Below are 25,470 nucleotides of genomic sequence, written 5' to 3' on the forward strand. Positions count from 1 at the left end.
GAAGACAGAACTTGAATCACCACATATCTGCTGTGGGAGCAAAGCTTGCTCGCGATGGGCTGCACAGCAGCCCCCATGATTTAACGCCAACTCAATCGCGCTTCGGCTCGCGGATCTTGTACCAGGCCACATACAGCGCCGGCAGGAACAGCAGCGTCAGTAGCGTCGCGATGATGATCCCGCCGATCATCGCATAGGCCATCGGCCCCCAGAACACTTCCCGGGCGATCGGGATCATCCCCAGGCTCGCCGCAGCCGCCGTGAGCAGGATCGGTCGGCGTCGGTGCTCGGTGGCTTCCACCACGGCATCCCAGGGCTCGTAGCCGTCACGTTCGTATTCATCGATCTGGGTCACCAGGATCACCGAGTTACGGATAATGATGCCAATCAACGCGAGGATCCCCAGGATCGCCACGAAGCCCATGGGCGTGCCCGTCGGCACCAGCGCCAGCACCACGCCGATCAATCCGAGAGGCGCGACGCTCGCCACCAGGAACAGTTTCTGCACGCTATGCAGCTGGATCATCAAGAAGGTCGCCATCAAGAACAGCATCAACGGCACGACACTGGCGATCGGCCCTTGGGCCTTGCTGCTCTCTTCCACCGTACCGCCCGTGGCGACCTTGTAGCCCACTGGCAGGCCGGCAGCGAACTTGTCGATGGCCGGTTGCAATTGCTTGACCAGGTCGGTGGGCTGGATCTCGTCGCGCACGGCAGCCTTGATGGTGATGGTCGGCTTGCGGTCACGACGCCACACCAAGGGTTGCTCCAGTTCATAGCGCACCGTGGCGAACGCCAGCAACGGAATCGAAATGCCGCCCGGGGTGACGATTTGCAGGTTCTGCAGGGTTTCCGGCGAACCACGCTCGGCATCTTCGGCACGGCCGACCACGTCGATCAGGTAAATATCGTCGTTGACCTGGGTCACGGGCGAGCCGCTGACGATGCTGTTCATCAGCCTGGCCACATCATCGGAAGACAAGCCCAGCTGCCGCGCCTTGTCCTGGGCGATGTCGATGCGCAGCACCTTGCCCGGTTCGTTCCAGTCGTAAATGATTTCGCCAATGTGCGAGTTCTTGTCCAGCTCGGTGGCCAGTTCGATCGCATGCTTGCGCACCTGGTCGATGTCCTTGCCGCTGACCCGGTACTGGATCGGCCGGCCCACCGGAGGACCCATTTCCAGGGCCTGCACGTAGCTGCCAATCCCGACGAAATCCTCACGCAGACGCTTTTGCAGGCGCTCGGTGAGCGCCGTGCGCGACTCCAGGCCCTTGCTGACAATCACCAGTTGCGCGTAGTACGGGTTCTGCAGTTGCTGGTCCAGCGGCAGGTAAAAGCGAATCGCGCCTTCGCCGATGTAGGTGCTCCAGCGCTCGATGTCCGGGTCGCCCTTGAGGGTCGCTTCCAGGCGATCGACCGCCCGGCGGGTCTCGTCCATCGAGGCGTTCTGCGGCAGGTTGAGGTCCACCAGGATTTCCGGCCGATCCGAGGACGGGAAGAATTGGTTCTGCACAAAGCGCATGCAAAACACCGACAGCACGAACAGCAGCACGGTAATGCCGATGGCCCACCAGCGATTGCGCATCGCCCACAGCAGGCCGCCATTGAACGCCCGGCCGATCCGCCCCGGCTCGGCGCTGTGGGGTTTCACGTTGGTGCTGAGGATGTGCACGCCGATCACCGGGGCAAACAACACCGCGACGATCCATGACACCAGCATCGCCACGGCGATGACCGCGAACAGGGTGAAGGTGTACTCACCGGCGGAACTGGCGTTCAGGCCGATGGGCACGAAACCGGCCACGGTCACCAGGGTCCCGGTGAGCATCGGGAACGCTGTCGAGGTATAGGCGAACGTCGCGGCCTGGTCCTTGCTGTCGCCTTTTTCCAGGCGCGTGACCATCATTTCCACGGTGATCATCGCGTCGTCCACCAGCAGGCCGAGGGCGATAATCAACGCACCGAGGGAAATCCGCTGCATGGTGATGCCGCTGTATTCCATGAACAGGAAGACCATCGCCAGCACCAGCGGAATCGAGCAGGCCACCACCAGTCCGGCCCGGACGCCGAGGCTGACGAAGCTGACGACCAGGACGATGATCACCGCCTCGAACAAGGCACTGGTGAAGCCGCCGACCGCCTCTTCCACCACTTCGGCCTGGTCCGACACGGTATGCACGCCAACGCCTACCGGCAGGTCAGCGGTCAGCTCGCTCATGCGCGCATGCAACGCCTTGCCGAAATCCTGGATGTTGCCGCCCTTCTTCATTGCGATGGCGAGGCCGATGGCCGGCGTGCCGTTGAAACGGAACATCGGTGTGGCGGGGTCGACGTAACCGCGGCTGATGTCGGCGATGTCGGCCAGCCGATAGAAGCGGTCATTGAGCCGCAGGTTGACGTTGGCCAGGTCTTTTTCCGACTGGAACTGCCCGGACGTGCGCACGGAAATCCGCTCGGGCCCGGCGTCGATGACCCCGGCCGGGGTCACGGCGTTCTGGGTTTGCAGGCTTTGCACGACTTGGCGCTGGTCGATCCCCAGGGCGGCGAGTTTGCGCGTGGAAAAGTTCAGGTAGAGCACTTCGTCCTGCTCACCCACCATCTCGACCTTGCCCAGGCCCGGGACGTCATGGATCTCGGCGCGCACCTGTTCGACGTAGTCGCGCAACTGGCGCATCGACAGGCCGTCGCCAGTGAAGGCGTACACCGAACCGTAAACATCGCCGAACTCGTCGTTGAACCCGGGCCCTTGCAGGCCGTCAGGAAAATCGCCGCGAATGTCGTTGATCTTCTTGCGCACCTGGTACCAGATCTCGGGGATTTCCTTGGCCCCGGTGGTGTCGAGCAGGTACACGAACACCGTCGATTCTCCCGGTCGGGTGTAGCTTTTGACGTAGTCGAGGGAATCGAGCTCTTCGAGTTTTTTCTCGATGCGATCGGTGACCTGCCTGAGGGTTTCTTCCTGGGTCGCGCCAGGCCAACGGGTCTGGATGACCATGGTCTTGATGGTGAACGATGGGTCTTCTTCGCGCCCCAGGTTCATGTACGAAAACACGCCCATCAACAATGCCACGAACATCAGGTACCAGACGAACGACTGATGCCGCAGGGCCCATTCGGACAGATTGAAAGGCCCTTTCATCGTGCTTCCTCGTCGAGTTTCACTTTCTGCCCCGGCTGGAGACTGTTCACCCCGGCGCTGACCACGCGATCGCCGGCCTTGATGCCGTTGGCCACCAGCACGGAGCTGGCCGAACGTTCGAGAATCCGCACGTCACGGGGCGAGACGGTCTGGCTGTGCGGGTCGACCAGCCAGATCCGCGCCTTGCCGTCGATCTCTTGCAACGCGCTGAGTGGAAGCTCGATGCGCGGTTCGATGGTCGAGCTCAGGGTCACGCTGATGGCCGTGCCCAGGCGAAAGCCTGGCGGCGTATCGGCCAATGTCAGGCGCGCGCGGCGGGTGCGGGTGGCGCTCTGGGCCTGGGGTTCGATCTCGCGCACGGTGGCGGTGGTATGGATGCTCGGGTCCAATTGCGCGGCGACCTCGAACACCACGTCCGCGGGCAGGCGCTCGACCAGACCGGCCGGCAGGTCGATCACTGCCTCCTTGATGTCCGGGCGGGCCAGGGTCACCACTTGCTGGCCGGCGGTGACAACCTGCCCGGCTTCGGCATTCCAGGCCGTGACGACGGCATCGTGGTCGGTGTGCAGCTCGCTGTAGTTGAGCTGGTCGCGGGCCTGTTCCACCGAAGCCCGGGCCTGTTCAAGGGAAGCGCCAGTGGTTTTCAAATCGGTCTGGGCGATGTCCAACTGCGCCTGGGCACCGACGCCACGGTCGAACAATTGCTGCTGGCGGCGGGCATTGGCCTGGGCATTGATGTACTGCGCCTCGATCCGCGCCAGATCGCCCTGGGCGGCGCGCAACTGGTTCTGCTGGTCGGTAGGGTCGAGCGTGGCAAGCAGGTCGCCCTTCTTCACCTCCGCGCCGACGTCGACATTACGGCTGGCGATCCGTCCTGGCACGCGGAAACCCACGTCGCTCTCGTAGCGCGCCTGGATATTCCCGGCGAACCGCCCAAGCGCCTGCTGGTCGAGGGCCCTGACTTCAACGGACAACACCGGGCGCACCGGTTCGGGTGGTGCTTCTTCCTTGGAGCAGGCGGCCAGCAAGAGGCCGGCCGAGACCATCCATAAACGCTTCATGGCTGGGCTCCCGGCCGGTTTTTTTCAGAGGTGTTTTCAGCGATCTCGACGCGTACGCCGGGGTGTAGCAATTGCCCGCCTGCGGTGATGATTTTCTCACCGCCCTTGAGGCCATCGCTGATGATGACTTTGCCGGTCAGGTAACGGCCGACGGTCACCGTCTGCAACTGCGCCTTGCCCTCACCGTCCACCAGCCACACGGCCGGGTCGCTGAGGTTCTTGGTCAGGGCCGACCAGGGCAGCTCGAAGGCGGTCTTGCCGGCGGATTTGGCCGTGGCACTGACCACCGAGCCCAGGTGCATGCCTTCGGGTAAATCATCGAGGGTGACCTTGACCTGCACGGTGCCGGTCTGGGCAGACACCGCCGGGGTGATCTCGCGCACCGTGCCGGTGGTCTTGATGGCCGGGTTATCCAGCAGACTGATGGTGATCGCAGGGTCCGACGGCGGTTCGCTCAACAGCGATTCGTAGATGTTGAACACCGCGTCACGTTCGCCATCCCGGGCCAGGCTGAAGATCGGCTCCGTGGCCTGCACCACCTGCCCGACTTCCGCCTGGCGCGCGGTGATGATGCCCGGGGCCTCGGCAATCAGTGCGGTGTAGCTCAGTTGTTCGCGGGCGTTGGCTAGTTGGGCCTGGGCAGCGGTCAGCGCACTTTGGCTGCTGCGCAGTTGAGCCTGGGCGGCGTCGTATTCGCTCTGGCTGGTGTAGCCCTTGGGCAAGAGTTTCTGCTGGCGCACGAACGCCGCCGCACTCTGCTTGACCCGCGCCTGCTCGGCGGCCACCTGGGCCTCGGCGGAGTCGACGTTGGTCTGCAGGTCCCGAGGATCGAGCCGGGCCAGCACTTGCCGGGCCGAGACCCGGGCGCCGACATCGACCTTGCGTTCGATGATCTTGCCACCCACGCGAAACGACAAGTCAGCCTGCACCCGTGCCTGGACATCGCCGGTCAGGGTCACAGAAGCGGCGTATTCGCTGGGCACGGCTTGCTGCACGAAAACCCGTGGCAGGGCTTTTTCCACAGGCTTGTCATCACCGCATCCGGCCAACAGCGCACAGAGGCCCAGGCCAACTACCAGTTTGATTCGGGGACCAGCCATGCAGACTCCTTTGCGCTGTACGGACGTACCAGTGACGATACGACTGTGAGCTTAGAACAGGGTTCAACGAATACAACAGGAGCACAAATCAGGCAAACTGATCGTCTCCTATGGACCCCTGCAGCAGGAGTCTGCTCATGCTCAAGACCCTGGCGGTGGCCAATTACCGCTCCATCAACAAGCTGGTAATCCCCCTGGGTCGGCTGAACCTGATCACCGGTCCCAACGGCAGCGGCAAGTCCAATCTGTACCGCGCCCTGCGCCTGTTGGCAGAGACAGCCCAGGGCGGAGTGGTCAACGCCCTGGCCCGCGAAGGCGGACTGGACTCGACCTTCTGGGCCGGGCCGGAAGAAATCAGCCGGCGCATGCGTAACGGCGAAGTGCCGATCCAGGCGATTGTGCGCCAGGGCACCAAGCGCCTGCGCCTGGGCTTCGCTGGGGAGGACTTCAGCTATTGCATCGCCCTGGGCTTGCCGGAGCCCAGTCTTTCAGCATTTTCACTGGACCCTGAAATCAAGCGCGAATGCATCTGGGCCGGCCCGGTGTTTCGGCCGGCCAGCCTGCTGGTGGACCGCAACGGGCCGATGATCCGTGCCCGCGAAGGCCGCTCCTGGGATGTGCTGGCCCAGCACACGCCGACCTTCGACAGCCTGTTCGACCAGGTCGGCAGCCTGCGTACTTCGCCGGAGGTCCTGCAGATGCGCGAGTTCATTCGTCGCTGGCGCTTCTACGATCATTTTCGCAGCGATGCCGACGCCCCGGTGCGCCAACCGCAACTGGGCACCCGCACGCCAGTGCTGCACCACGACGGCCGCGACCTGGCCGCCGCGCTGCAGACCATCCTTGAAATCGGTGACGTCGAGGCCTTGCATGCCGCCATCGGCGACGCATTCCCCGGTGCCCACCTGCACATCGAGAAACTGCAAGGCGGACGTTTCGCGATCGCGTTTCAACAGCATGGCCTGCTGCGCCCGTTGTCCGCCGCCGAACTGTCGGACGGGACCCTGCGCTATCTGTTGCTGGTAGCCGCCCTGCTCACACCACGACCGCCCTCGCTGATGGTGCTCAACGAACCGGAAACCAGCCTGCACCCCGATCTGTTGCCGGCCTTGGCACGGCTGATCATCCGGGCTTCAGTCAATTGCCAGGTCTGGGTGGTGTCCCACGCCACGCGCCTGATCGCCGCCCTGGAGCAGGATGAGGGTTGCAATTGCATCGTGCTGGAAAAGGAGCTTGGGCAGACCGGGATTGTCGGGCAGCGGGTGTTGGATGAGCCAGCGTGGCATTGGCCGGACTAGCCAGCGCCTGATAAACCGAATCGCGAGCAAACTCGCTCCCACACCCCGAATTTGCCGCGAAGGACAAAGACGACTACTTTTCTTTTCGCCGAAAGACGGATTTTTTAAGTACCCCTCCAAGGGAGCACTGTTTTTCACCCGGCCGAACCATCACAAGGAAGAGAACATGGCTGACGTAAAAGTGCCGCAGCGACTGGAACCGCAGGAAATAGTGAAATTGTTGGTGGCGTTGCGCAGGGCGTTGAAGAGCGGGGTGGCCTGAGGGGAACGATCACGCCGACGCTGTATCAGCCGTCGGCGTTTGAAGCCGTGACAAGGTTTACCGCGCGAATCAGAACGCCGGCAGTACCGCGCCGCTGTATTTCTTCTCGATGAACGCCTTCACTTCAGGGCTGGTCAGGGCCTTGGCCAGTTTCTGGATGGCCGGGCTGTCCTTGTTGTCCGGACGGGCCACCAGGAAGTTGACGTAAGGCGAATCCGCACCTTCGATCACCAGTGCGTCCTTGGCCGGATTGAGACCCGCTTCCAGGGCATAGTTGGTGTTGATCAGGTCCAGGTCGACCTGGTCCAGCACACGCGGCAGCATGGCCGATTCCAGTTCCTTGAACTTGAAGTTGTGCGGGTTCTTGGCGATGTCTTTCGGGGTCGCCAACGCGTTTTTCGGGTCTTTCAACTCGATCAGGCCTGCCTTCTGCAGCAGGATCAGCGCACGGCCGCTGTTGCTGCCTTCGTTAGGCAACGCGATGGTCGCGCCATTTGGCAGATCAGCCAGCTTTTTGTACTTCTTCGAGTAGCCGCCGAACGGTTCGACGTGAACGCCGATCACGGTCACCAGATGGGTGCCTTTGCCTTCGTTGAAGTTCGTCAGGTACGGCAGGGTCTGGAAGTAGTTGGCGTCCAGGCGCTTCTGATCCACCTGCACGTTGGGTTGGACGTAGTCGGTGAAAACCTTGATTTCCAGGTCCACGCCTTCCTTGGCCAGGGCTGGCTTGATCAGCTCGAGGATTTCAGCGTGGGGTACAGGCGTGGCCGCCACGACCAGTTTTTCCGCGGCCTGGGCCAGGCCCGAGGCCAGGGCCGCCGCCAATGCGGTGAACAACAGAACCTTTTTCATGCAGTGTCCTTATCGAATATCACTGTCGTCATGGACGACGGCCAACGTGGGAGTGCCAGCGAAGTGCTATCGCTGGCGTGAGGCGGAAGATACCGATATTTTTTATGCCTTAAAAATATTTTTTATTGGTGTACATATATCGATATTGCATATCGACAAAACATACCCACGTACCTTCGTCATGCAAATCGGATGTCCGAGCCTCGCTTCCTGACTTCACCGTAAATATCTTCGGGGGCTTCAGCTCGCTCATGATTGCTGAACCATTCGTCCGCCTGTCGAAGATACCCTTTGGCCTTTTCAATGTATTTTTCCCTCTCGATTGTATAGGTGACACCTTTAACCGGGTAATTGGCGTAGCCGACTACATCCTTGGCCGTCAGCACGTTTGCAAGATCGTCTTGCAGGCCGATGAAGTTGCGCTGGCCTTCCCGAACCAAAGGGCTCGCGGCCTTGGAGTAGCCGCCAGCACGTGTCGCGCGCACATTGCTGCGACCCAGCGTCACCACGTCACCGAGCGAATCAACGGTTTTGCGCAGGGCTAGCGATGTCCCCCTTCCCAGCAATTTGCCGGCCAGCGCAGCCCCGCCGGAGACGGCGCCCAAGGCAAGGCTGGTGTAGCTCAGGATTTGAGCGGCAACGGCGTCCGGAGCGGCCTCTTCCAACACCACCGATGCAATCGATACCGCGCCTCCCACCACCTCCAGCGTCAAGGCCGCCGCAGCCGAAAAAGACACCCCTACCAATGGCGCGGATGCGCCAAGTGTCGCAATGGTGAATGCAACAGAGGCTATCGCGAAAGCAGCAGTAAGGCCGATCTTGATCCAGCCCCAGGTAGAAATATGACCGGTCGGATCGCTGAGATTGATCGGGTCTGCGAGGCAATAGGCATAGGGGTTCAGGCCACCGCCATCAAACGGACTCCAACTGTCGGGCCTATGAAATCGCATCAGTACCGGATCGTAGGCCCGATAGCCATTGCCAAGCAGGTAGCAGCCAGTGACCGGATCCAGCGGTTCGCCGCCGAAACCGAACAGACTGCCCAACCCGTCTCCCCCCTGGCGCTGGCCATAAGGCGAATAGGCGTGATGGGGATTGTCGTCGCCAGAAAGTGCTTGCAGGACATTGCCGCAGCCATCGGTTCTGAATAACGCTGTCTCTTGCCCCTGCAACAACGCCAACAACTGTCGTTCTTCGCGAACGATGCTGCGACTGCCCTTTTCCGTTACCTCGCTGGATAACTGCTCTTCTCGGTAGAACCGGCGATACGGCTCCTGCCCCGTCAACTCAACGGCATGAAGCCGGTCCGAAGCATCGTACCGATAGCGCGCCAATGTCGACCTTGAGTCAGCCGAACTCACGCGCTCCAGGCGGCCCAATTCATCGTAGGTCAGCTGGCGACCCCATGAGTCGTTGAGCAAGTTGCCGTCGTCGTCATATCGGAAGGTCGAATTGGCGGACACATAATCGCGATGACTGTGGGTAACAGCACTCAGTTGCGTTTTGTCAGCCAGGTCATATCGGTACGTGGCGGTGTTCTCGCCGCCCGCGAAACGCGTGACGACCCGCCGGATATTATCGAGATAGTCATAGGTGTAATCCTGCGACGTGATGATTTTGCCCTGTACGTCCACGGGCGCCTGCGGGCCTTGACAGGCGTAACGGGTCAATCGGCCCCGCAAATCATAGGCAAACGTCTCGACACGCAGCACCCCGTTTGACTTGAGCGTACGCCGGCTGAGCTTATCCCCCGGGCCGAACGACTGGGCGACCTCGACGACGTCATTGGCCGAGGAGGCGGAACGTCTAAGGATTTCGCGGCCAAACTCGTCGTATACCAGATCGGTGACCATCGAAAGGCCTGATCGAGGATCGGTGACGGTGATGCACTTGACGAGCCCTTGGGCGTCGTACGAATAGGTGGCGGTGATGCGTTCTTGAGCGGAGGCGCTGACTGAGCCTTGTGTGACGCCCGACAGGCGTCCCGTTTGATCATAAAGACAGATGCGGGCCATGCCGTTGACGTCGGTATGGCCAATCGGCTTACCCATCAATGAATAGGTTTGCTCACTATCGAACCGGTCAAGCGCAGTGACCCAGGATTCTCGGCTGAGCCGGCCTGAAGGACCATATTCCATACGCCGCTGCACCAGCGAATTGGCCGCTTCCTGAAGCAAGCCGGTGTGCGGATCAAACCGATGCTTCGTGGCGACGGATGCCTGGCTGCCGGAGCGGCTGGTGATGCAATCATCGAGCATTGGATCAAGTGTGAACCGCAGCTCTTTCCCGGCGGGAGTGCGCTTGCGCGAAGCGTTCCTGCTGGAACCCGCATAGCTCATTCGTTCGCTGCGACCGCCGCATTGATTGTCGGTAATGCGCATCAACCCATCGTAGGCACGAGTTCCCAGTACATAGCCGTTCGCGCTGATTTGCGTGGGGTGATCAGCCTGACTTTGCAGCGCGTACTTTTTCTCGATGACAGTACCGTCCGGTAGCGTCGTACTCAGCACACGGCCAGCCAAATCGTATGTGTAGCGGGTAACCGCACCGTCGGAAGCGATTTGCCTGATACACCGTCCCAAGCCATCGTAGTCATAGACAGTGACCTCCCGCACAACGCCTGACAGATCCATACGTTCGACGCGCGCTGGTTTCTCCAGAGCGTTAAGGAATGTACAGGTCTTGCCGCCACCATCCGTCCAGTGGGTACGAGTGCGTGCCACAGGATCGATCTCATCATGAACGATCACTTGCCCACGACGATTGGTACGGTTCTGATGCCCCCACTGGTCGTAGTCGTAAAGCGTTTCCAGCGTTTTCGGCTCGCCGTTGAACCAATCGATTTGTTTATCCGACTGCAGGCGACCGAGGCCGTCGTATCGGGCCTCATAAACGACCCGCATCGGCGCGCCGGGCATATCGACTTCCTGTTTCTCGACGTTCAGGGTGCGACCCAGTCCGTCGCTGCGGGTCACTGTCAGGCCGCCGCGGGCGTCCTTGACAGTGACGGTGGCATGACCGCCGGGCGCCGACTGATAGATGAACTCACGCGACGCAGAGTGGCCGCTGTCGGGCATTACCGTTTCACGGGTCAACTGCCCCAGTGAATCGTATTCCATGCTGACCACGCAGCCACCGGCCTCACTGGTCTTGATCAACCATCCGCATACGTCATGCCAGTCCTGTCGTAGATGGCTCAGTCCTTGGGCGCTAAAAGTCTGGTCGGTGCGAACGTTATCGTTTTCATGTTGGTAGGCGTAACGATATTCGCTCCGCACGCCACCTACCGTTTCAACTTTGCTCTGCAACCGCCCATGAAAGACGTCACTAACGTTGTTGATGTATTTCAACCGACAGTCCACCCGTGGCTCGCTGATGCCCTCTTCGTAGAGTGTTTCACTGGCGAGCCGAACACAGGGACGCCCAGCAAGCAGTGAGGGCGATTGGCTGTAGGTGTAATGAACGACGGTGGTAGGTGCGGCGGCGAAATCAGGCGAAGGGTGTATCGACTTGCGCTTGAGGAAACAAGGCACGCCTATGGGGCTGGGTGGACAATCCACGCATCCTTGTGCCGGGAAGTACTCATAAATCTCCCGGGCACCGCATGGACTGGTTTTTTCCAACAGGTTTCCATGCACGTCATAAGACGTCCGGGTGGTCTCCGTCCGGACGTTGCTGCGCCCCATATCCTCAGTCGCGCTGGTGTTGAAAAAAAAGCTGTCATGCACGGCGCGTTGCATCTGGAACTGTGGAGGCTGATTGCTGAAAGCCTTATCGGGCACATCGTGATATTGGATCTCCCGCAGTTGCATCGTGCTGCCGCAGATCGTCCTTTGTGAAATCATCGAATGGAAGCGGTTGTAGGTACGAATAATTCGTGAGTATTCGCGTCGACCGTTTCTATCAAGGATCCACTGAATCTGAGTGCAGGAGTATTGATAATCGCTACTGACGCTATAAAGCACGTCACGCTCAGCGGACCAGCGAAAACCTGAGGCATTGCCAAGGAAGTTTCTAGGCGAATACTGGTATGTATTGATAATCGCCGGCTGGTCTCCGCCGGGAAACATGACCGATTGGGTGACGTACGGCATGTCGGGGACTGGTGCACCGTCGGGTAGCCTATGCCCCTGACTCTTGTACGTGAGACTTTCCTGGGCACCGTTTGGCTGATGAACTTCGCTCATCACCAAGAAGCCATTGATCGGGGAATAGCCAAAGTTCCAATTCAACTCGGTATTTTCAGCGGTAACCAGCGTGATGCCCTGGAGCTCTCCAAGCCGTAGCGCAAGCAGGTACTGAAGCCTCTTGGAGGGAATATCCGGCCACACGGTAATTGACGGTGGCTCCGGGCTGTTCAGGGCATAGTCGATATGCAAGACACGTCGACGCTGATGATGGACCGTCGCCAACTGTCGCGTTCCGGACAGGAGATGATACTGGTAGAGCGTTTCCTTGCCATCGGGCCAATACTCGCGCTCCAGCAGCCACTCGTTATAGGTCGCGCTGGGGCGTGAAAGAATTTCAATCCTGCCATCGATGTGCTTAATAAGCATTTCATTGTCTTGTATCGTGACGAGTAGGTTATCGAGCTTCTTATCAAGGAAAGTTACCTGGCCACCGCTGATAAATAGCTGATAGGTCTCTCCGTTCGTCAATGTCAATTTACGTCGACGTTGATCGTAACTGCAGGTACGAAGAGACCAGCCGGTTCCGAGGCCCAGATTCCTATCATTGAAGCAATCGTATGAAAGGGTCAGTGAGACCTTCGGGCCACCGGCTGCCTCAGCCGGCACCGCGTCCAGCGCCACACTGCAGCTGTAGGTACCGGTACGGGGGTCCACACCCGAACGGACAAAACTATCGAACTTGAAGGCAGCCGAAGTCAGCTGCCCGGAAGGAGAGGTTGAGTTACTCATGGGATCGTCCTTGAAAACGTCTTTTTATTTATCGATGAATCCGGACCAAAAGCGGATCATCGGTTAGCTCCAAGCGCAGTTGGTGAAGATTTCCATACATATCTTGAAATTCCATAAGCGTGCTGGATACAGGGTCTCGGACCCACACATCCCCCCCGTGTTTGCCGTAGGCAAGTACCAAAGCAACCTGCCCTTCTTCGCTGCGACTCCTCCCCAACGCATCAGGTCGCTCCCACCTCGGAGCCCCGCCTGTTCGCATATACCTGCCATTGCCATAGCCAACCAGGTAATAACCTGTGTATCGGCGATCCGAGCTTCCTATCCGCAGATGAGTGCCGATATTGAAGCCCGTTACGAACTCAATTCGCTGCTGATCAATGATCAGTTCCAAGACAAAAACCTCCACCTTTTCAATGTCACGCGAGGTGGAGGCGTAGGGGGCCGAAGTGCGATTGAGCGAATACTGTTCCGCCCGATAAACCGCCACGGGAAGCGAATACAATTGAAGAGATGCCAGTTCGGTTTTCGTATCAAACTGGAACATCTCGCCGTCCGCCCGCGTTATTCGCGGCCGCACTCTAATAGGTGTATACGAAGTGCTGCTGACATAAAAATCCACTACATAAACGAACGGTCCCGGCGGTACCGAACCAGGCACAGGGCCGTTGTGAGGCAGTTCGCGAAATTGACTATCTTGGAACTCCATGTACTCCCATGCATGGGTACCCTCCGGGCCGTATCTGTTTTTTTTGGACAAAGGCAACCCACTCGATGCATCGACCAAAACGATGGAGTCAAGTTCGGACTGGGTCAGGGGAACTCTTCTATGAAACGCATCTGCCACCGCGACAACTACCCTGACCTTCAGCTGTTGATAGCCATTCCCATATAATCGGTTACCACCCGACACTGAAAAAATCTTGAACTCTTGCAACTCGAACCATGCAGGAGCATTTGCCACGACAGACGTATCATTTCCAAACTGCATTTCAAACCTCGACCTTTAGTTAATTAATTCGCAAGCCAAAACTGCTTGCGCCATTCAATTAACGGCCACACTCCCCAGGCAATCAAGCGGATAAATCAAACATATTATTTATATGAATATATATAACTTTTCGACTAGCAAATCTTTATCAAAGCAATACTTTTAATGCTCACATAACAAATCGCCCCGATGGCGCAGCCATCGGGGCTAAATAAAATCAGCGGGCACATGGATAAATCAGAGTTCAGCAAACCACTCTTTCAACTGCTCCAGTTGCTGATGATTGCCGGACCTGACTAACGTTAGAGCCATCTGCTTTACCACCGCCAAAGGTTCCGTCAGGGCTGGCAAGTTGAGATGTTCTGGCAAGATGTAATCCCCAGTGCTCACCAACAACGCAAAATGAATGACATTCTCCAGTTCGCGGGTATTGCCCGGCCAGCTGTGCTGTTCAAGTGCGAGTTGCGCCGCTTCGCTGATCAGCGGCACTGTCAGGCCCAGGCGTTGGCTGTAGATGCCCAGGAAATACTCGGCCAATGACAGGATATCGCCCACTCTCTCACGCAGGGCGGGCAATTCGAGCCGGCCTTCACTCAGGTAGTGATAGAGCCGCTCATGGAATTTCCCGGCGGCCACTGCTTGCGCCAGGTCGATGCTGGTGGCCGCGACCAGGCGGACATCCACCGGACTGGGCTGATGCGCGCCGACACGGGTGACTTCGTGGTTCTCCAGGGCCGCCAGCAACTTGATCTGGATCGGCAGCGGCAAATCGCCGATTTCGTCCAGGTAAAGGGTGCCGCCGTTGGCCGAGCCGAACCAACCGGCCCGGCTGCTGGCCGAGCCACTGTAGCTGCCGGCGGCATAACCGAACAGTTCGGCGTCGGCGTAGGTCGGGCTGATAGCGCCGCAGTTGACCGATACAAACAATCCACCGCGATCGCTTTCGCGATGGATATGCCGGGCCAGCAGTTCCTTGCCGCTACCGGTTTCGCCGCGTATCAGCACCGAAATCGCACGGGGTGCCAGTTGCTCCAATTCCTGGCGCAACTGCCGTGAACGGGGGTCGACGAACACCAGCGCCTTGGCGCGAATGCTCAGGGGGCTTTTTTCCGCATCGGGAAAGGTCAACAAGGGCTGACCGAAGGTTTCATGCAAACTCATGGCTGGCTCCCGCCCCAGACCGCCGGGAGACGGGGGGCGCTAAAAATTCAGGCGCGACGCAGGGCGTGATGCTCCATGCGGTTTTGCAGACGATAGAGATAAGCGAAACCCTGCTCCCAGCGCTGGTGACCGGACTTCACGTTGATATGCCCCGCCCCGGACAGAATCCCGGCCTCGGCTCCCCAATTGCGCGCCAGTTCCAGGGCACGCGGGGCGCTCACGGCGGCGTCGTTGTCGGAGCTGACCACTTGACTTGGGAACGGCAACAGATCAGTGGGAATCGGCGCGAAGTTGCGCAGCGCCGGAGCGCAGGCTGGCCGCTCGACATCCGCCGGCGCCACCAGCAACGCCCCACGGACTTGTCGCAGGAACTGCACCGGCGCGGTGGCGGCCCAATGAGCCACCGTGATGCAACCCAGGCTATGGGCGATCAGGATCACTGGCGTGCTGTCGGCGGCCACGGCCTCGGCCAGCGCCGCGACCCAGTCTTCACGCCGGGGCGTGACCCAGTCGGCCTGCTCGACCCGGGCGCTGTTGGGCAAGCTGTTCTGCCAATGGGTTTGCCAATGATTTTCCGGCGATCCTTGCCAGCCCGGCACAATCAGGTAGCGAATCGATTCGTTGCGCATGGGTGCTCTCCTGCGTGTCTGTTCCCGGACGAGTATAGGGAGGAGAGCTATATTACTTAAGGAATAAGAAGCTATTTGTTAAGACCTGAAAAGAATATTAACTCGAACCTGTGGGAGCGAGCTTGCTCACGATAGCGGTATGTCTGGTACATCCATGCTGACCGACCGTTCGCTATCGCGAGCAAGCTCGCTCCCACAGGTAATGCGTCGGTCTCACTCGCCACGCCCCTTGCGCAACAACACATCCAACTGGTCGATCACTTCCGCCCAGTCCGCATCCTCGAGGATCTCGTCGCGCAACATTTGCCGCTGGCCCTCGCTCCAGAAAAACGCATCGGCCAGGTGCAGCCCAGGCTTGAGGGGTGAATGGCTGGTGATAAATTGATCAATGCCCTGAGCGTCATCGGGCAAGCCAAGTTGCTTGAATAATGAGGAAAGAGGGTGAATTGGGGTTTCCATACGGGCCTCCTGAACATAATGGAGATGGCGGGGTGTTTCTCCGCAGTCTAGCCCCTCGCCGACCGCCAGACTGATCAAAATTCAATCAACCCTCGACTCGACTAGACTTTGGATAACGTCCCGACGAATACACGTTGCGGAGGATCCCGTGAACATTCACTGGTTGACGGTTGCGCTGCTGGCGATCAGCGGGCCTGCGTTCGGTGCCGATGGCCTCGCGCTGCCATATACCGACCCGATGGCTTTCTGGCTGATCGCCTTTGGCGTGGGCTTGCTGGTCTTCGAGGCGGCCCTGCCCAATTACGGCGTCGCGGGGCTGGGCGGGATTGTCCTGTGTGTGATTGGCGCGGTCATCATGACCAACGCCGAAGTCCCGGTTCCGCTGATGCTCGGCCTCGGCCTGGTCAGTGCTTTGCTGCTGATAGTCCTGTTGGTCCGTGCGTTGAAAACACGACCGCGCCGACCTTTCAGCGGCGATGCCGCGCTGTTGGGCAGTGTCACGACCGTGACCGCGTTGCAGGCCGGCAATCATCATCATGGCTGGGTCCAGTTGGAAGGCGAACGCTGGCAGGTGGTAAGCGCGACGCCGCTGCGGCCTGGGCAAGCGGTGCGTGTCATCACTCGCAAGGGTTTGCTGCTGGAAGTGGCCCCCGCTGATTCGCAAGGAGTCTGAGATGGGTATGCAAATCGGTTTTACGATGCTGTTGTTGCTGTTGATCGCGTTGGCGGCTTCGACATTCCGGATCCTGCGTGAATATGAACGGGCAGTGGTGTTCCAGCTCGGACGGTTCTGGCAGGTCAAGGGGCCGGGGTTGATCCTGCTGATTCCAGTGGTGCAGCAGATGATCCGCGTCGACCTGCGCACCATTGTCCTCGACGTGCCGCCCCAGGACGTGATCACCCGCGACAACGTCTCGGTGAAGGTCAACGCGGTGCTGTATTTCCGCGTGCTCGATCCGCAGAAAGCCATCATTCAGGTCGAAAACTTCCTCATGGCCACCAGCCAACTGGCCCAGACCACCTTGCGCGCGGTCCTCGGCAAGCATGACCTGGACCAATTGCTGGCCGAGCGCGAGCAATTGAACGGCGACATCCAGCAAGTGCTCGACGCCCAGACCGACGCCTGGGGCATCAAGGTGGCGAACGTCGAGATCAAGCACGTGGACCTCAACGAATCGATGATCCGCGCCATCGCCCGCCAAGCCGAGGCCGAGCGGGAACGCCGGGCCAAGGTGATCCACGCCGAAGGCGAGCTTCAAGCCTCGGAAAAACTCATGCAGGCCGCCGAAATGCTCGGCCGCCAGCCGGGCGCCATGCAGTTGCGCTACATGCAGACGCTGGGCTCGATCGCCGGGGATAAAAGCTCCACCATCGTCTTCCCCTTGCCGATTGAATTGCTCAAGGGGATGGCGGAGTTGTCGCCCAACAAGGCTTGATGCATTGCCCACTGTGGGAGCAAGGCTGGCCCGCGATGGCGGCGATGCGGTCTTTCAGAAATCGAGGCGCCTGTTTCGCGAGCAAGCTTTGCTCCCACAATGGGGAAGTGCGGCGTTTCCCTAGAACCCCTCGCCATAGCGCAATGTTTCGAGAGCTTCATAGGGCCCCTGCGCCCAGCGCATGACCCGCTCACGCAACAACGCCGAAGCCTCCCGGCGCTTGTCCTCGCTATCGCCTACAAACGCTTGCGCCGGCTGCTTGGCGTGCTGTCCGACCGCTGCGAACACTTGCCCGCATTGCTCATCATCGAGCCGGAAAAACGCCGCCAGCCTGCCCGTCATCGCCTCGGGCAGTTCGGTGTAGTTGACCGCCATTGCGCCAAATACCTGACAGTGTTCCAAACCCGTCGCCAACAACCGTCCCACCCGACGCGAGATGAAATCTTCCGGGCTGCCGAACGGCAATCCATCGTCCAGGACCGTTGCCCCGATCATTCCCGGCACCATGTGCATGCCGGGACGCCGCAGGTGGGAGACGGCGATTTCCAAGGGGTCGCGGTACAGGAACAGCCAGGGCGTGTCGGGGAAACACTCACGCAACAGCGCCAGCTCACCGATGTTCCAGGCGTCGAGTTTGACCACCAGGCGTTGCTCCACGCCTCGGCGGCGCTGCCCATAGGCGGACATCAAGCCCTTGAGCGCCACGCACTGCTCGGCAGACGACAGATCACTGCGCAGCAACGTATCCAGAGGCGGTGGTTCCGAGATGACGATGTGATCGTCCAATTGGGCAAGCATCTGGCTGATCAAGGTCGAGCCGCAGCGGGAGGCATGGAAAATGAACGCACTGGGCGCCAGGCCCGGGCTTTGTCGTTGCCACTGACCGAACACGTCCAAGGGTGTCTGGCGGCGGAACGCCTGGTTGAAGGGCAAGCGCAGGGCGTCTTCCACGGCGTCGCCGAAGAATGGCTGCGACAGTCGCGCGTCGCCGAACCAGCACCAATCGACCCGCCACTGCCCGGCCTCTTGCCATACGCGGATCGGCAACCAGCCATGCAGATTCAGGTCTTCCATTGGTCTCTCCACTGCTGGCGACCGGTGCGCATCGCAGCCCGCAACTCCTCCCGGGTGAAATGAAGCCCTCGTTCGGCCCCCAGCGCCAGCGCGGAGTCAATGAAAGCTTCCGGCTCATGCAGGTTCTGCAAGGTTCGGGCGAGATGAGGATCCGTTTCTACACGCTGCCGAAAAAGGACAAAGTCGCTTGGCCCGACGCCCACAGCGGGTGTGGTGGGCAGCCCATCGGCAATCTGCTGTGCCAGCCAAGGCCCAGGACGACAATCGAGCACCAGGTGAACCCGCGAATGAGCGCTTCGATTCACAACTCGATGAGGTCGCGCCAGGTCGAGGAACCAGCACTCGCCCGCCGTCATCGGAATGATTTGCCCATTCAGGAAGAAGTCCACGCCAGGCGAGCTGAGCAGCGGCACGTGCAGGCGCAGGTCGGCGTCCGGCCCGTCCAGGTCATAGTCGCGATGTTCGTGGATGCACCCGCCGGGCCCGAGCCGCAGCAGCCGGGCCGAGACGATCTCCAGGGGCCAGTCGCGCAACGCCTCATGCCAACGGCCATCCGTTGACCAAGGCGCGCGGTGCAGGGGCTGACCGCGCCCGGGCGACAGCTCGGTGACGGCATCCGCCGCCGAGATCAGCGCCACCCCGCTCCAATCGCCACTGTAATAGGCACTGTTGAAATGCCCCTGCCAGCGCTCGTCTTCAACGGCGGCCAGTGCCTGCAACAGCAACGGCAGGTTCACCGCCACCGGCAGCCGGGAAAACGCCGGGCGCGTCATGCCAGCGCCCGGTTATTGAGTCACCGCGGCCGTCGTCGGCACCGTGATGTCGCCTTGGGCCCAGGCTGCTTCACGATTAGCCAGCGCCGAGGCAATCGACTGGACTGCGGTCGATTGCACTTCGTTTGGCAGCGGGTCCAGACCGGCGCTGGCGAAGATCTGCCCATAAGCGTTGCGCAGGTCGGCGTAGGCCAGGTCCCGGCGCAGGTCGGCCTGCAGGGTGTTCAGTTCACCCTGGATCAGATCCAGCTCGCCAATGCCGGCAGCCTCGTGACGGTTGCGCAGTTGACCGACAATCTGCCCGTCGATGTCCGCCAGTTGCTGGCTGGTCTTGAACTGGCGCAGCGCTTCGCGATAGTTGGCATTGGCCACGTACAACTGCGCCAACACGGCAATCGACATCGCCTGGCGCCGCGCCGACGCCACTTCTTCACCGGCCTTGGCCACGTCGATGGCCGCCGGGGCGGAAATCACGTTGAACAGGTTCCAGGTGACTTTCACGCCATAGTCGGCCCAGCCCTGTTCCACCAGGAACGAGTTGCTGTCGTAATGCCCGCCGGCGGAAAACTCCAGCCCCGGCAGCAGGCGCAGCATGGCCTTGCGGGTTTCGGCGGCGGTGATGCGGGTCTGGTAATCCTGCTCGCGCAGTTCCGGACGGCTGGCCAGGGCTTCCTGTTCGAGACGGGCCAGGTCGACCTTGAGTTCCGGGATGGCGTATTCATCCTGGGTCGCCAGGGTCAGCTCGGTGCCCAAGGGCAAGTTGATCAGGGTCGCCAGTTCGGTCTTGGCCAGGGACAGCGCCCGACGCTGCTCTTCGAGCTGGCGAGTAGCCTGGATCAGCGAGCGCTGGTAGCCCAGGGCCTGCACCGGGTCGCCAATGCGCTGTTCGCTCATGCTCTGGCTATTGTCCCGCGCCGTCTCGACCCGGGCCATCAGGCTGTCGATCTGCTTGAGCAGGCGCTCGGCGGCCATGGCGCGCCAGTAGGCTGAACGCACGTCCTGGACGATGGTGTTGATCACCTTGCGCCGGCGCTCCTGCACGATCAGGCGCTGGTCCCCGGCCTGCTTGGCGCTGATGTAGCTGACGCCGAAATCGAGCACGTTCCAGACCATGGTCAGGTCCGCCACCTCGCGGTCGCGGTCCTGGGAGGTCGACGGCTCCAGGGACTGGGTGCCGGTTTCCACGCTCTGGCTGCTGGAGGCGTTGACGTTGTTGCGGCCCACATAACCGGCGTCCAGGGCCATGCGCGGCAGCATGTCGAAACTGGCCAGGTCCAACTGACGCTTGGCCAGGGCTTCCTCCATGATCTTCAAGCGGCCTTCGAGGTTGTACTTCACTGCCCGGGCCATGGCCTGGTGCAGGGTCAGCGGGCCGCTGAGCGGCTCCTGATCCTTGTACATATTCTGCAGGTCGGTTCGAGCGCGCTGTTCGCTGACGCTACGCTCGATCGGATCGCTGGTGACCGCACAACCACTCACCACCAACGCCAGCAAACTCATACCGAATAACTTCTGACTTCTATTCATTCCCTGGATTGCCCCTGGCTGCCCCAATATTTTTTAGAATTCAGGCCTGCACTTGGCTGATGCCGACCTGTTGTAACGCGCTCGCCAGGCTGTCGACCTGACGTTGTTCAGTGTCCTTGAGGTGTTGCAGTTGCTGACCCAGGGTCGGCGCCCCGAACGTCCCGCGCAGCCCTTGGGAAACATCGCCGCCCTGCATCGACTGGCTGTCGAAGGCGTCCATTGATTCGCCCTCGGAGCCGGAGTCCTGGTTGAACAGGGTCGACAGCGTGCTGCTGCCGAACACCCCGCCATCACCACCACCAAAGCCCAGGAACCCCTGGCCGCTACCGTCGCCGGCGGCGTCAGTGCTGAAGACCTGGGCGATATAGCTCGGCGCCAGCGCACCATGGTTGATGAAAATATCCCCGATCGGCCGCAGGCCACCGCCCACGTCCCGTTGCTCGAACAGCGGCGGGAAGCCCAGCGGCGAACCGAGGTTGCCGGTCGGCGGGGTAAAGACGATCGGTTGCAACGGCACCTCGGAAGGCGGGATAACCGTGACCGGGTCGGCGGTCAGGAACTCCGGTGGCGGCTTCACATCGTTGGGCACCACAGTGTCGATCGCATAGTTGTTGGATACCGCCACGCTGGCCCCGGCGTTGCCCGTCAGGTCGCTGACGTTGCTGGTGTCCAGGGCAATGAAATTGCTCGGGTCGGTGAGGTTCACCGTCGGTGTGAACGTCGCGGTCCAGGTCCTGCCACCATCGCTGGTGATCAGGTTGGTCAGTTCACCGTTGGTGACGCTGAGGTCCGACAGGTCAAAATCCGTCACCGCTTCGCTGAAGGTGAAGGTCACCTGGGTCGTCTCGCCCACTGTCAGGTTCGGGTCGGCGACAACGATGGTTGCCGTCGGCCGGGTGGCGTCGAGTGCGTAGTTGGCGGAAATCGCGATGCCCACGCCGGAGTTGCCGGCCAGGTCCTGCACATTGCTGGCGTCGAGCAAGATCAGGTTGGTGGCATCGTTGACACCAGCAGCAGGTGTCAGGGTCGCGGTCCAGGTCAGGCCACCGTCACTACTGGCAAGGTTGGACAACACGCCATTGGCGACACTGAGATCCGATAAGTCGAAACCGGACACCGCCTCGGTGAAACTGATAGTCACGGTGGTGCTCTGGCCGATGCCCAGGGTGGTATCGCCCACGGTGATGGTGGCGCCAGGGCGAACCGTGTCGATTGCGTAGTTGTTGGAGTCCACCACGCCGACACCGCTGTTGCCCGAGGCGTTGACCACGCCGCTGGTGTCCAGGCTGATCAGGTTGCTGGTGTCGGTGATGCTGGCGCTCGGCGTGAACGTGGCCGTCCAGGTGACGCCGCCGTCGGTGGACGACACATTGCTGAGCGTGCCGTTGCTGATGGTCAGGTCGCTGTTGTCGAAACCGCTCACCGCTTCCGAGAACGTAATGGTGACCTGCGAGGTTTCTCCTACCCGCAGCGCACTGTCGGCCACCACGATCGTGGCCGTCGGCACCTGCGTCTCGACCGCATAGTTGGCCGAATCTGTAGTACCGGTCCCGGTATTGCCGGCCGCGTCGCTCACGCCGGTATTGTCCAGGGTGATCAGGTTGCTGGTGTCGGTCACGCCCAGGGTCGGCGTGAAGGTTGCGGTCCAGGTCAGGCCGCCATCGCTGCTGTTGACGGCACTCAGGGTGCCGTTGGCGACGCTCAGGTCAGCGTTGCTGAAGCCGGTCACCGCCTCGCTGAAGGTGATGGTCACCTGCGCGGTTTCACCCGGTTTCAACACCGAATCGCTCAGCACGATAGTGGCGGTTGGGCGCACTGTATCGACGGCGTAGTTGTTGGAGTCGGTGGTACCGACATTGACGTTGCCTGCCAAGTCAACGATGCCGCCACTGTTGAGCGAGATGACGTTGCTGGTGTCCGTGACGCCACTGGTCGGCGTGAAGGTCGCAGTCCAGGTGATGCCGCCATCGCTGCTGCTCAGCCCGGAGATCACGCCGTTGGCGACCGTCAGGTCAGCACTGGTGAATGCCGTCACGGCCTCGTTGAAGGTGATGGTCACCAGCGAGGTCTCGCCAGCGGCAATGGCGGTGTCGGCCACGACGATGGTCGCGGTTGGACGCACCGTATCGACGGCGTAGTTGTTGGAGTCGGTGGTGCCCACACCGGCGTTGCCCGCGCCGTTGATCAATCCGGTGTTATCCAGGGTGATCACGTTGCTGGTATCGGAAATACTCGCGCTCGGTGTGAAGGTGGCCGTCCAGGTGACGCCGCCATCGGTGCTGCTCATGGTGCTGAGCGTACCGTTGCTGACGGTCAAGTCCGCGTTGTCGAACCCGCTGACCGCCGAGTTGAACGTCACGGTGACCAACGTCGTCTCGCCGATGCTCAATGTGGTATCGGCAATCACGATGGTCGCCGTGGGCACGTTGGTGTCGACCTGGTAGTTGTTGGAGTTGGTGGTGCCGGTACCGGTGTTGCCCGCCGCATCGCTGACGCCGGTGTTGTTCAGGACAATGAGGTTGGACGTGTCGCTGACCCCGAGGGCTGGCGTGAAGGTGGCGGTCCAGGTGATGCCGCCATCACTGCTACTGACGGCACTCAACGTGCCGTTGGCCACGCTCAGGTCCGAATTGTCGAAACCGGTCACCGCTTCGGAGAAGGTGATGGTGACCAGCGACGTTTCGCCAACGCTCAGCGCCGTATCGGCGACCACGATGGTGGCGGTCGGGCGCAGCGTGTCGACGACGTAGTTGTTGGAGTCGGTGGTACCGCTGCCGACGTTGCCCGCACCGTCCACCACGCCCGTGTTATTGAGCGTGATCAGGTTGGTGGTATCGCTGATGCCAGCGCTCGGCGTGAAGGTCGCGGTGTAAGTGATGTTGTCGCTGGTGCTCAGGCCGCTCAGGCTGCCGTTGGCGACGGTCAGGTCCGCCAGGGTGAAACCCGTCACGGGCTCGCTGAAGGTGATCGTCACCAGCGATGTTTCGCCAACGGCGATGGCCGTGTCGGCGACCACGATGGTGGCGGTCGGACGCACGGTGTCGATGGCGTAGTTGTTGGAATCGGTGGTCCCGCTGCCAGCGTTGCCGGCTGAGTCCGTAATGCCGGTGTTATCCAGGGTGACCAGGTTGGTGGTGTCGCTGACGCTGGCACTTGGCGTGAGCGTGCCGGTCCAGGTGATGCCGCCGTCGCCGCTGCTCAGGCCGGTGATCGTACCGTTGGCGACCGTCAGGTCGGCGGTGGTAAAGCCTGTCACCGCTTCGTTGAAGGTGATGGTCACCAGCGAGGTTTCGCCGACGCTCAAGGCGTTGTCGGCCACGACGATAGTCGCGGTCGGACGCTGGGTGTCGACGGCATAGTTGTTGGAACTGGTGGTGCCGCTGCCGGTGTTGCCCGCCGCGTCCGCCACACCGGTATTGGCCAGGATGATCAGGTTGGTGGCATCGCTGGTGCTGGCGCTCGGGGTGAGCGTCGCGGTCCAGGTGACGCCGCCGTCGCTGCTGCTCAGGCCGCTCAATGAGCCATTGGCAACGGTGAGGTCAGCCAGGGTGAAACCGGTCACCGCCTCGCTGAAGGTAATCGTCACCAGCGATGTTTCGCCGATGTTCAGCGCAGTATCGGCCACCACGATGGTGGCGGTCGGGCGTGCGGTGTCGATGGCGTAGTTGTTGGAGTCGGTGGTCCCGCTGCCGGCGTTCCCGGACAGGTCGGCAATGCCGGTGTTATCCAGGGTGATCAGGTTGGTGGTGTCGCTGACGCTGGCACTTGGTGTGAGCGTCCCGGTCCAGGTGATACCACCGTCGCTGCTGCTCAGGCCGGTGACCGAGCCATTGGCAACCGTCAGGTCGGCGGTAGTGAAACCACTCACCGCTTCGCTGAACGTGATGGTCACCAGCGAAGTTTCGCCGACACTCAACGCGGTGTCGGCCACCACGATGGTGGCGGTCGGGCGAACGGTGTCGACAGCATAGTTGTTGGAGCTGGTGGTGCCGACACCGGCGTTGCCATTCAGGTCTGCAATACCGGTATTGTTCAGGACCACCAGATTGGAAGCGTCAGTAATCGCAGCGTCCGGTGTCAGGGTGGCCGTCCAGGTGATGCCACCGTCGCTGGTGCTCAGGCCGCTGAGCGAGCCGTTGGCGACAGTCATGTCAGCCGTGGTGAAACCGGAGACGGCCTCGGAGAAGGTGATGGTGACCGTGGAGGTCTCGCCAATCCTGAGGGCGGTGTCGCTCACCACGATGGACGCCGTGGGCGCCACGGTGTCGTTGACGATGTAGTTGTTCGAGTCGGTGGTGCCCACCCCGGCATTACCGGCCAGGTCGGCGACGCCGGTGTTGTTCAGGGTGATGATGTTGGTGGTGTCGGCGATGTTGCTGGCCGCGGTCAACGTACCAGTCCAGGTGATGCCACCGTCGCCACTGGTCAAGGTGCCGACGCTGCCGTTCTGCACCGTCAGGTCCGCTGCGGTAAGGCCGGTGACGGCTTCGGAAAAGGTGATGGTCACCGTCGACGTACCACCGGAGTTCAGGTTGGTATTGGCCACCACGACGGTCGCGGTGGGCGGCGTCTCGTCCGGCACATAGTTGGTGTTGATGGTGCCGCCATCCCCGTAGACGTTGGCCACCGACGCCGGCGAAACGCCAGCGCTGCCAGCGCTTGTCCCACCCACGCCGCTGCCGCCGACGTTGCCGGCCAGGGCAGCGAAGTTGGCGGCGGTGATCAGGATCGAGCCTTTGTTCCAGATGGCGCCGACACCGACACCACCCGCACCACCCGCCTGGAGATAGCT

16 protein-coding genes are annotated in these 25,470 nt (G+C 61.0%); 3 read left to right on the plus strand and 13 right to left on the minus strand.

What is annotated here, in order from left to right:
- Positions 1 to 91: 91 nt before the first annotated feature.
- From KGA89_RS08175 to KGA89_RS08185, 3 genes are read right to left on the minus strand one after another with little or no spacing between them, the layout of a single operon-like run.
- Complete coding sequence (locus KGA89_RS08175) at positions 92 to 3,139, minus strand: efflux RND transporter permease subunit (protein WP_053161701.1); 3,048 nt, start codon at positions 3,137 to 3,139, stop codon at positions 92 to 94.
- The gene (locus KGA89_RS08180; RefSeq protein ID WP_053161700.1) at positions 3,136 to 4,200 is read right to left on the minus strand and encodes an efflux RND transporter periplasmic adaptor subunit; all 1,065 of its coding nucleotides are present in this window, start codon (positions 4,198 to 4,200) and stop codon (positions 3,136 to 3,138) included. Before KGA89_RS08180 ends, KGA89_RS08175 begins: the two co-directional genes overlap by 4 nt.
- Positions 4,197 to 5,300 (minus strand): efflux RND transporter periplasmic adaptor subunit, encoded by a 1,104-nt coding sequence (locus KGA89_RS08185; protein WP_053161698.1) that lies wholly within the window; start codon positions 5,298 to 5,300, stop codon positions 4,197 to 4,199. Before KGA89_RS08185 ends, KGA89_RS08180 begins: the two co-directional genes overlap by 4 nt.
- Before the next feature lie 137 nt (positions 5,301 to 5,437).
- On the opposite strand from KGA89_RS08185, the gene KGA89_RS08190 reads away from it, so the two are divergent.
- Positions 5,438 to 6,598 (plus strand): AAA family ATPase, encoded by a 1,161-nt coding sequence (locus KGA89_RS08190; protein WP_053161696.1) that lies wholly within the window; start codon positions 5,438 to 5,440, stop codon positions 6,596 to 6,598.
- A gap of 331 nt (positions 6,599 to 6,929) precedes the next feature.
- Here the strand turns inward: KGA89_RS08190 and KGA89_RS08195 are convergent, their stop codons facing one another.
- The 6 genes from KGA89_RS08195 to KGA89_RS08220 all read right to left on the minus strand — a co-directional run bounded on the left by KGA89_RS08195 (position 6,930) and on the right by KGA89_RS08220 (position 15,868).
- A complete protein-coding gene (locus KGA89_RS08195) occupies positions 6,930 to 7,712 on the minus strand; it encodes a MetQ/NlpA family ABC transporter substrate-binding protein (protein WP_003196610.1) in 783 nt (260 codons plus the stop codon).
- Between the two features lie 179 nt (positions 7,713 to 7,891).
- Positions 7,892 to 12,631: an RHS repeat domain-containing protein gene (locus KGA89_RS08200; RefSeq protein WP_223471181.1), complete on the minus strand. Its 4,740-nt coding sequence runs from the start codon at positions 12,629 to 12,631 to the stop codon at positions 7,892 to 7,894.
- Positions 12,632 to 12,659: 28 nt separating this feature from the next.
- Positions 12,660 to 13,619 (minus strand): hypothetical protein, encoded by a 960-nt coding sequence (locus KGA89_RS08205; RefSeq protein WP_223471182.1) that lies wholly within the window; start codon positions 13,617 to 13,619, stop codon positions 12,660 to 12,662.
- A 237-nt stretch (positions 13,620 to 13,856) separates the two neighbouring features.
- Complete coding sequence (locus KGA89_RS08210) at positions 13,857 to 14,780, minus strand: sigma 54-interacting transcriptional regulator (RefSeq protein WP_003196603.1); 924 nt, start codon at positions 14,778 to 14,780, stop codon at positions 13,857 to 13,859.
- Positions 14,781 to 14,827: 47 nt separating this feature from the next.
- A complete protein-coding gene (locus KGA89_RS08215) occupies positions 14,828 to 15,409 on the minus strand; it encodes an alpha/beta hydrolase (protein ID WP_053185010.1) in 582 nt (193 codons plus the stop codon).
- Between the two features lie 213 nt (positions 15,410 to 15,622).
- Positions 15,623 to 15,868 carry a DUF2789 domain-containing protein gene (locus KGA89_RS08220; RefSeq protein WP_223471184.1) on the minus strand — a complete coding sequence of 82 codons (246 nt, stop codon included), beginning with the start codon at positions 15,866 to 15,868 and terminating at the stop codon, positions 15,623 to 15,625.
- A 148-nt stretch (positions 15,869 to 16,016) separates the two neighbouring features.
- Between KGA89_RS08220 and KGA89_RS08225 the strand changes: the two genes are divergently transcribed.
- Together KGA89_RS08225 and KGA89_RS08230 are read left to right on the plus strand one after the other, a co-directional pair.
- The gene (locus tag KGA89_RS08225; RefSeq protein WP_223471186.1) at positions 16,017 to 16,541 is read left to right on the plus strand and encodes an NfeD family protein; all 525 of its coding nucleotides are present in this window, start codon (positions 16,017 to 16,019) and stop codon (positions 16,539 to 16,541) included.
- A 1-nt stretch (position 16,542) separates the two neighbouring features.
- A complete protein-coding gene (locus KGA89_RS08230) occupies positions 16,543 to 17,304 on the plus strand; it encodes a slipin family protein (RefSeq protein ID WP_003196596.1) in 762 nt (253 codons plus the stop codon).
- A 120-nt stretch (positions 17,305 to 17,424) separates the two neighbouring features.
- On the opposite strand, the gene KGA89_RS08235 is transcribed toward KGA89_RS08230, so the two are convergent.
- The 4 genes from KGA89_RS08235 to KGA89_RS08250 all read right to left on the minus strand — a co-directional run.
- A complete protein-coding gene (locus KGA89_RS08235) occupies positions 17,425 to 18,378 on the minus strand; it encodes a sulfotransferase (protein ID WP_223471188.1) in 954 nt (317 codons plus the stop codon).
- Positions 18,366 to 19,151 carry an aspartyl/asparaginyl beta-hydroxylase domain-containing protein gene (locus KGA89_RS08240; protein WP_223471190.1) on the minus strand — a complete coding sequence of 262 codons (786 nt, stop codon included), beginning with the start codon at positions 19,149 to 19,151 and terminating at the stop codon, positions 18,366 to 18,368. Before KGA89_RS08240 ends, KGA89_RS08235 begins: the two co-directional genes overlap by 13 nt.
- 12 nt (positions 19,152 to 19,163) lie before the next feature.
- The gene (locus tag KGA89_RS08245) at positions 19,164 to 20,678 is read right to left on the minus strand and encodes a TolC family protein (protein WP_003196589.1); all 1,515 of its coding nucleotides are present in this window, start codon (positions 20,676 to 20,678) and stop codon (positions 19,164 to 19,166) included.
- 40 nt (positions 20,679 to 20,718) lie between these two features.
- A partial coding sequence (locus KGA89_RS08250; protein ID WP_223471191.1) for a beta strand repeat-containing protein occupies positions 20,719 to 25,470 on the minus strand: 4,752 nt, incomplete at its 5' end.

The organism is Pseudomonas sp. A-RE-22 (assembly GCF_019956035.1).
GTDB classification, from domain to species: Bacteria; Pseudomonadota; Gammaproteobacteria; order Pseudomonadales; family Pseudomonadaceae; genus Aquipseudomonas; species Aquipseudomonas brassicacearum.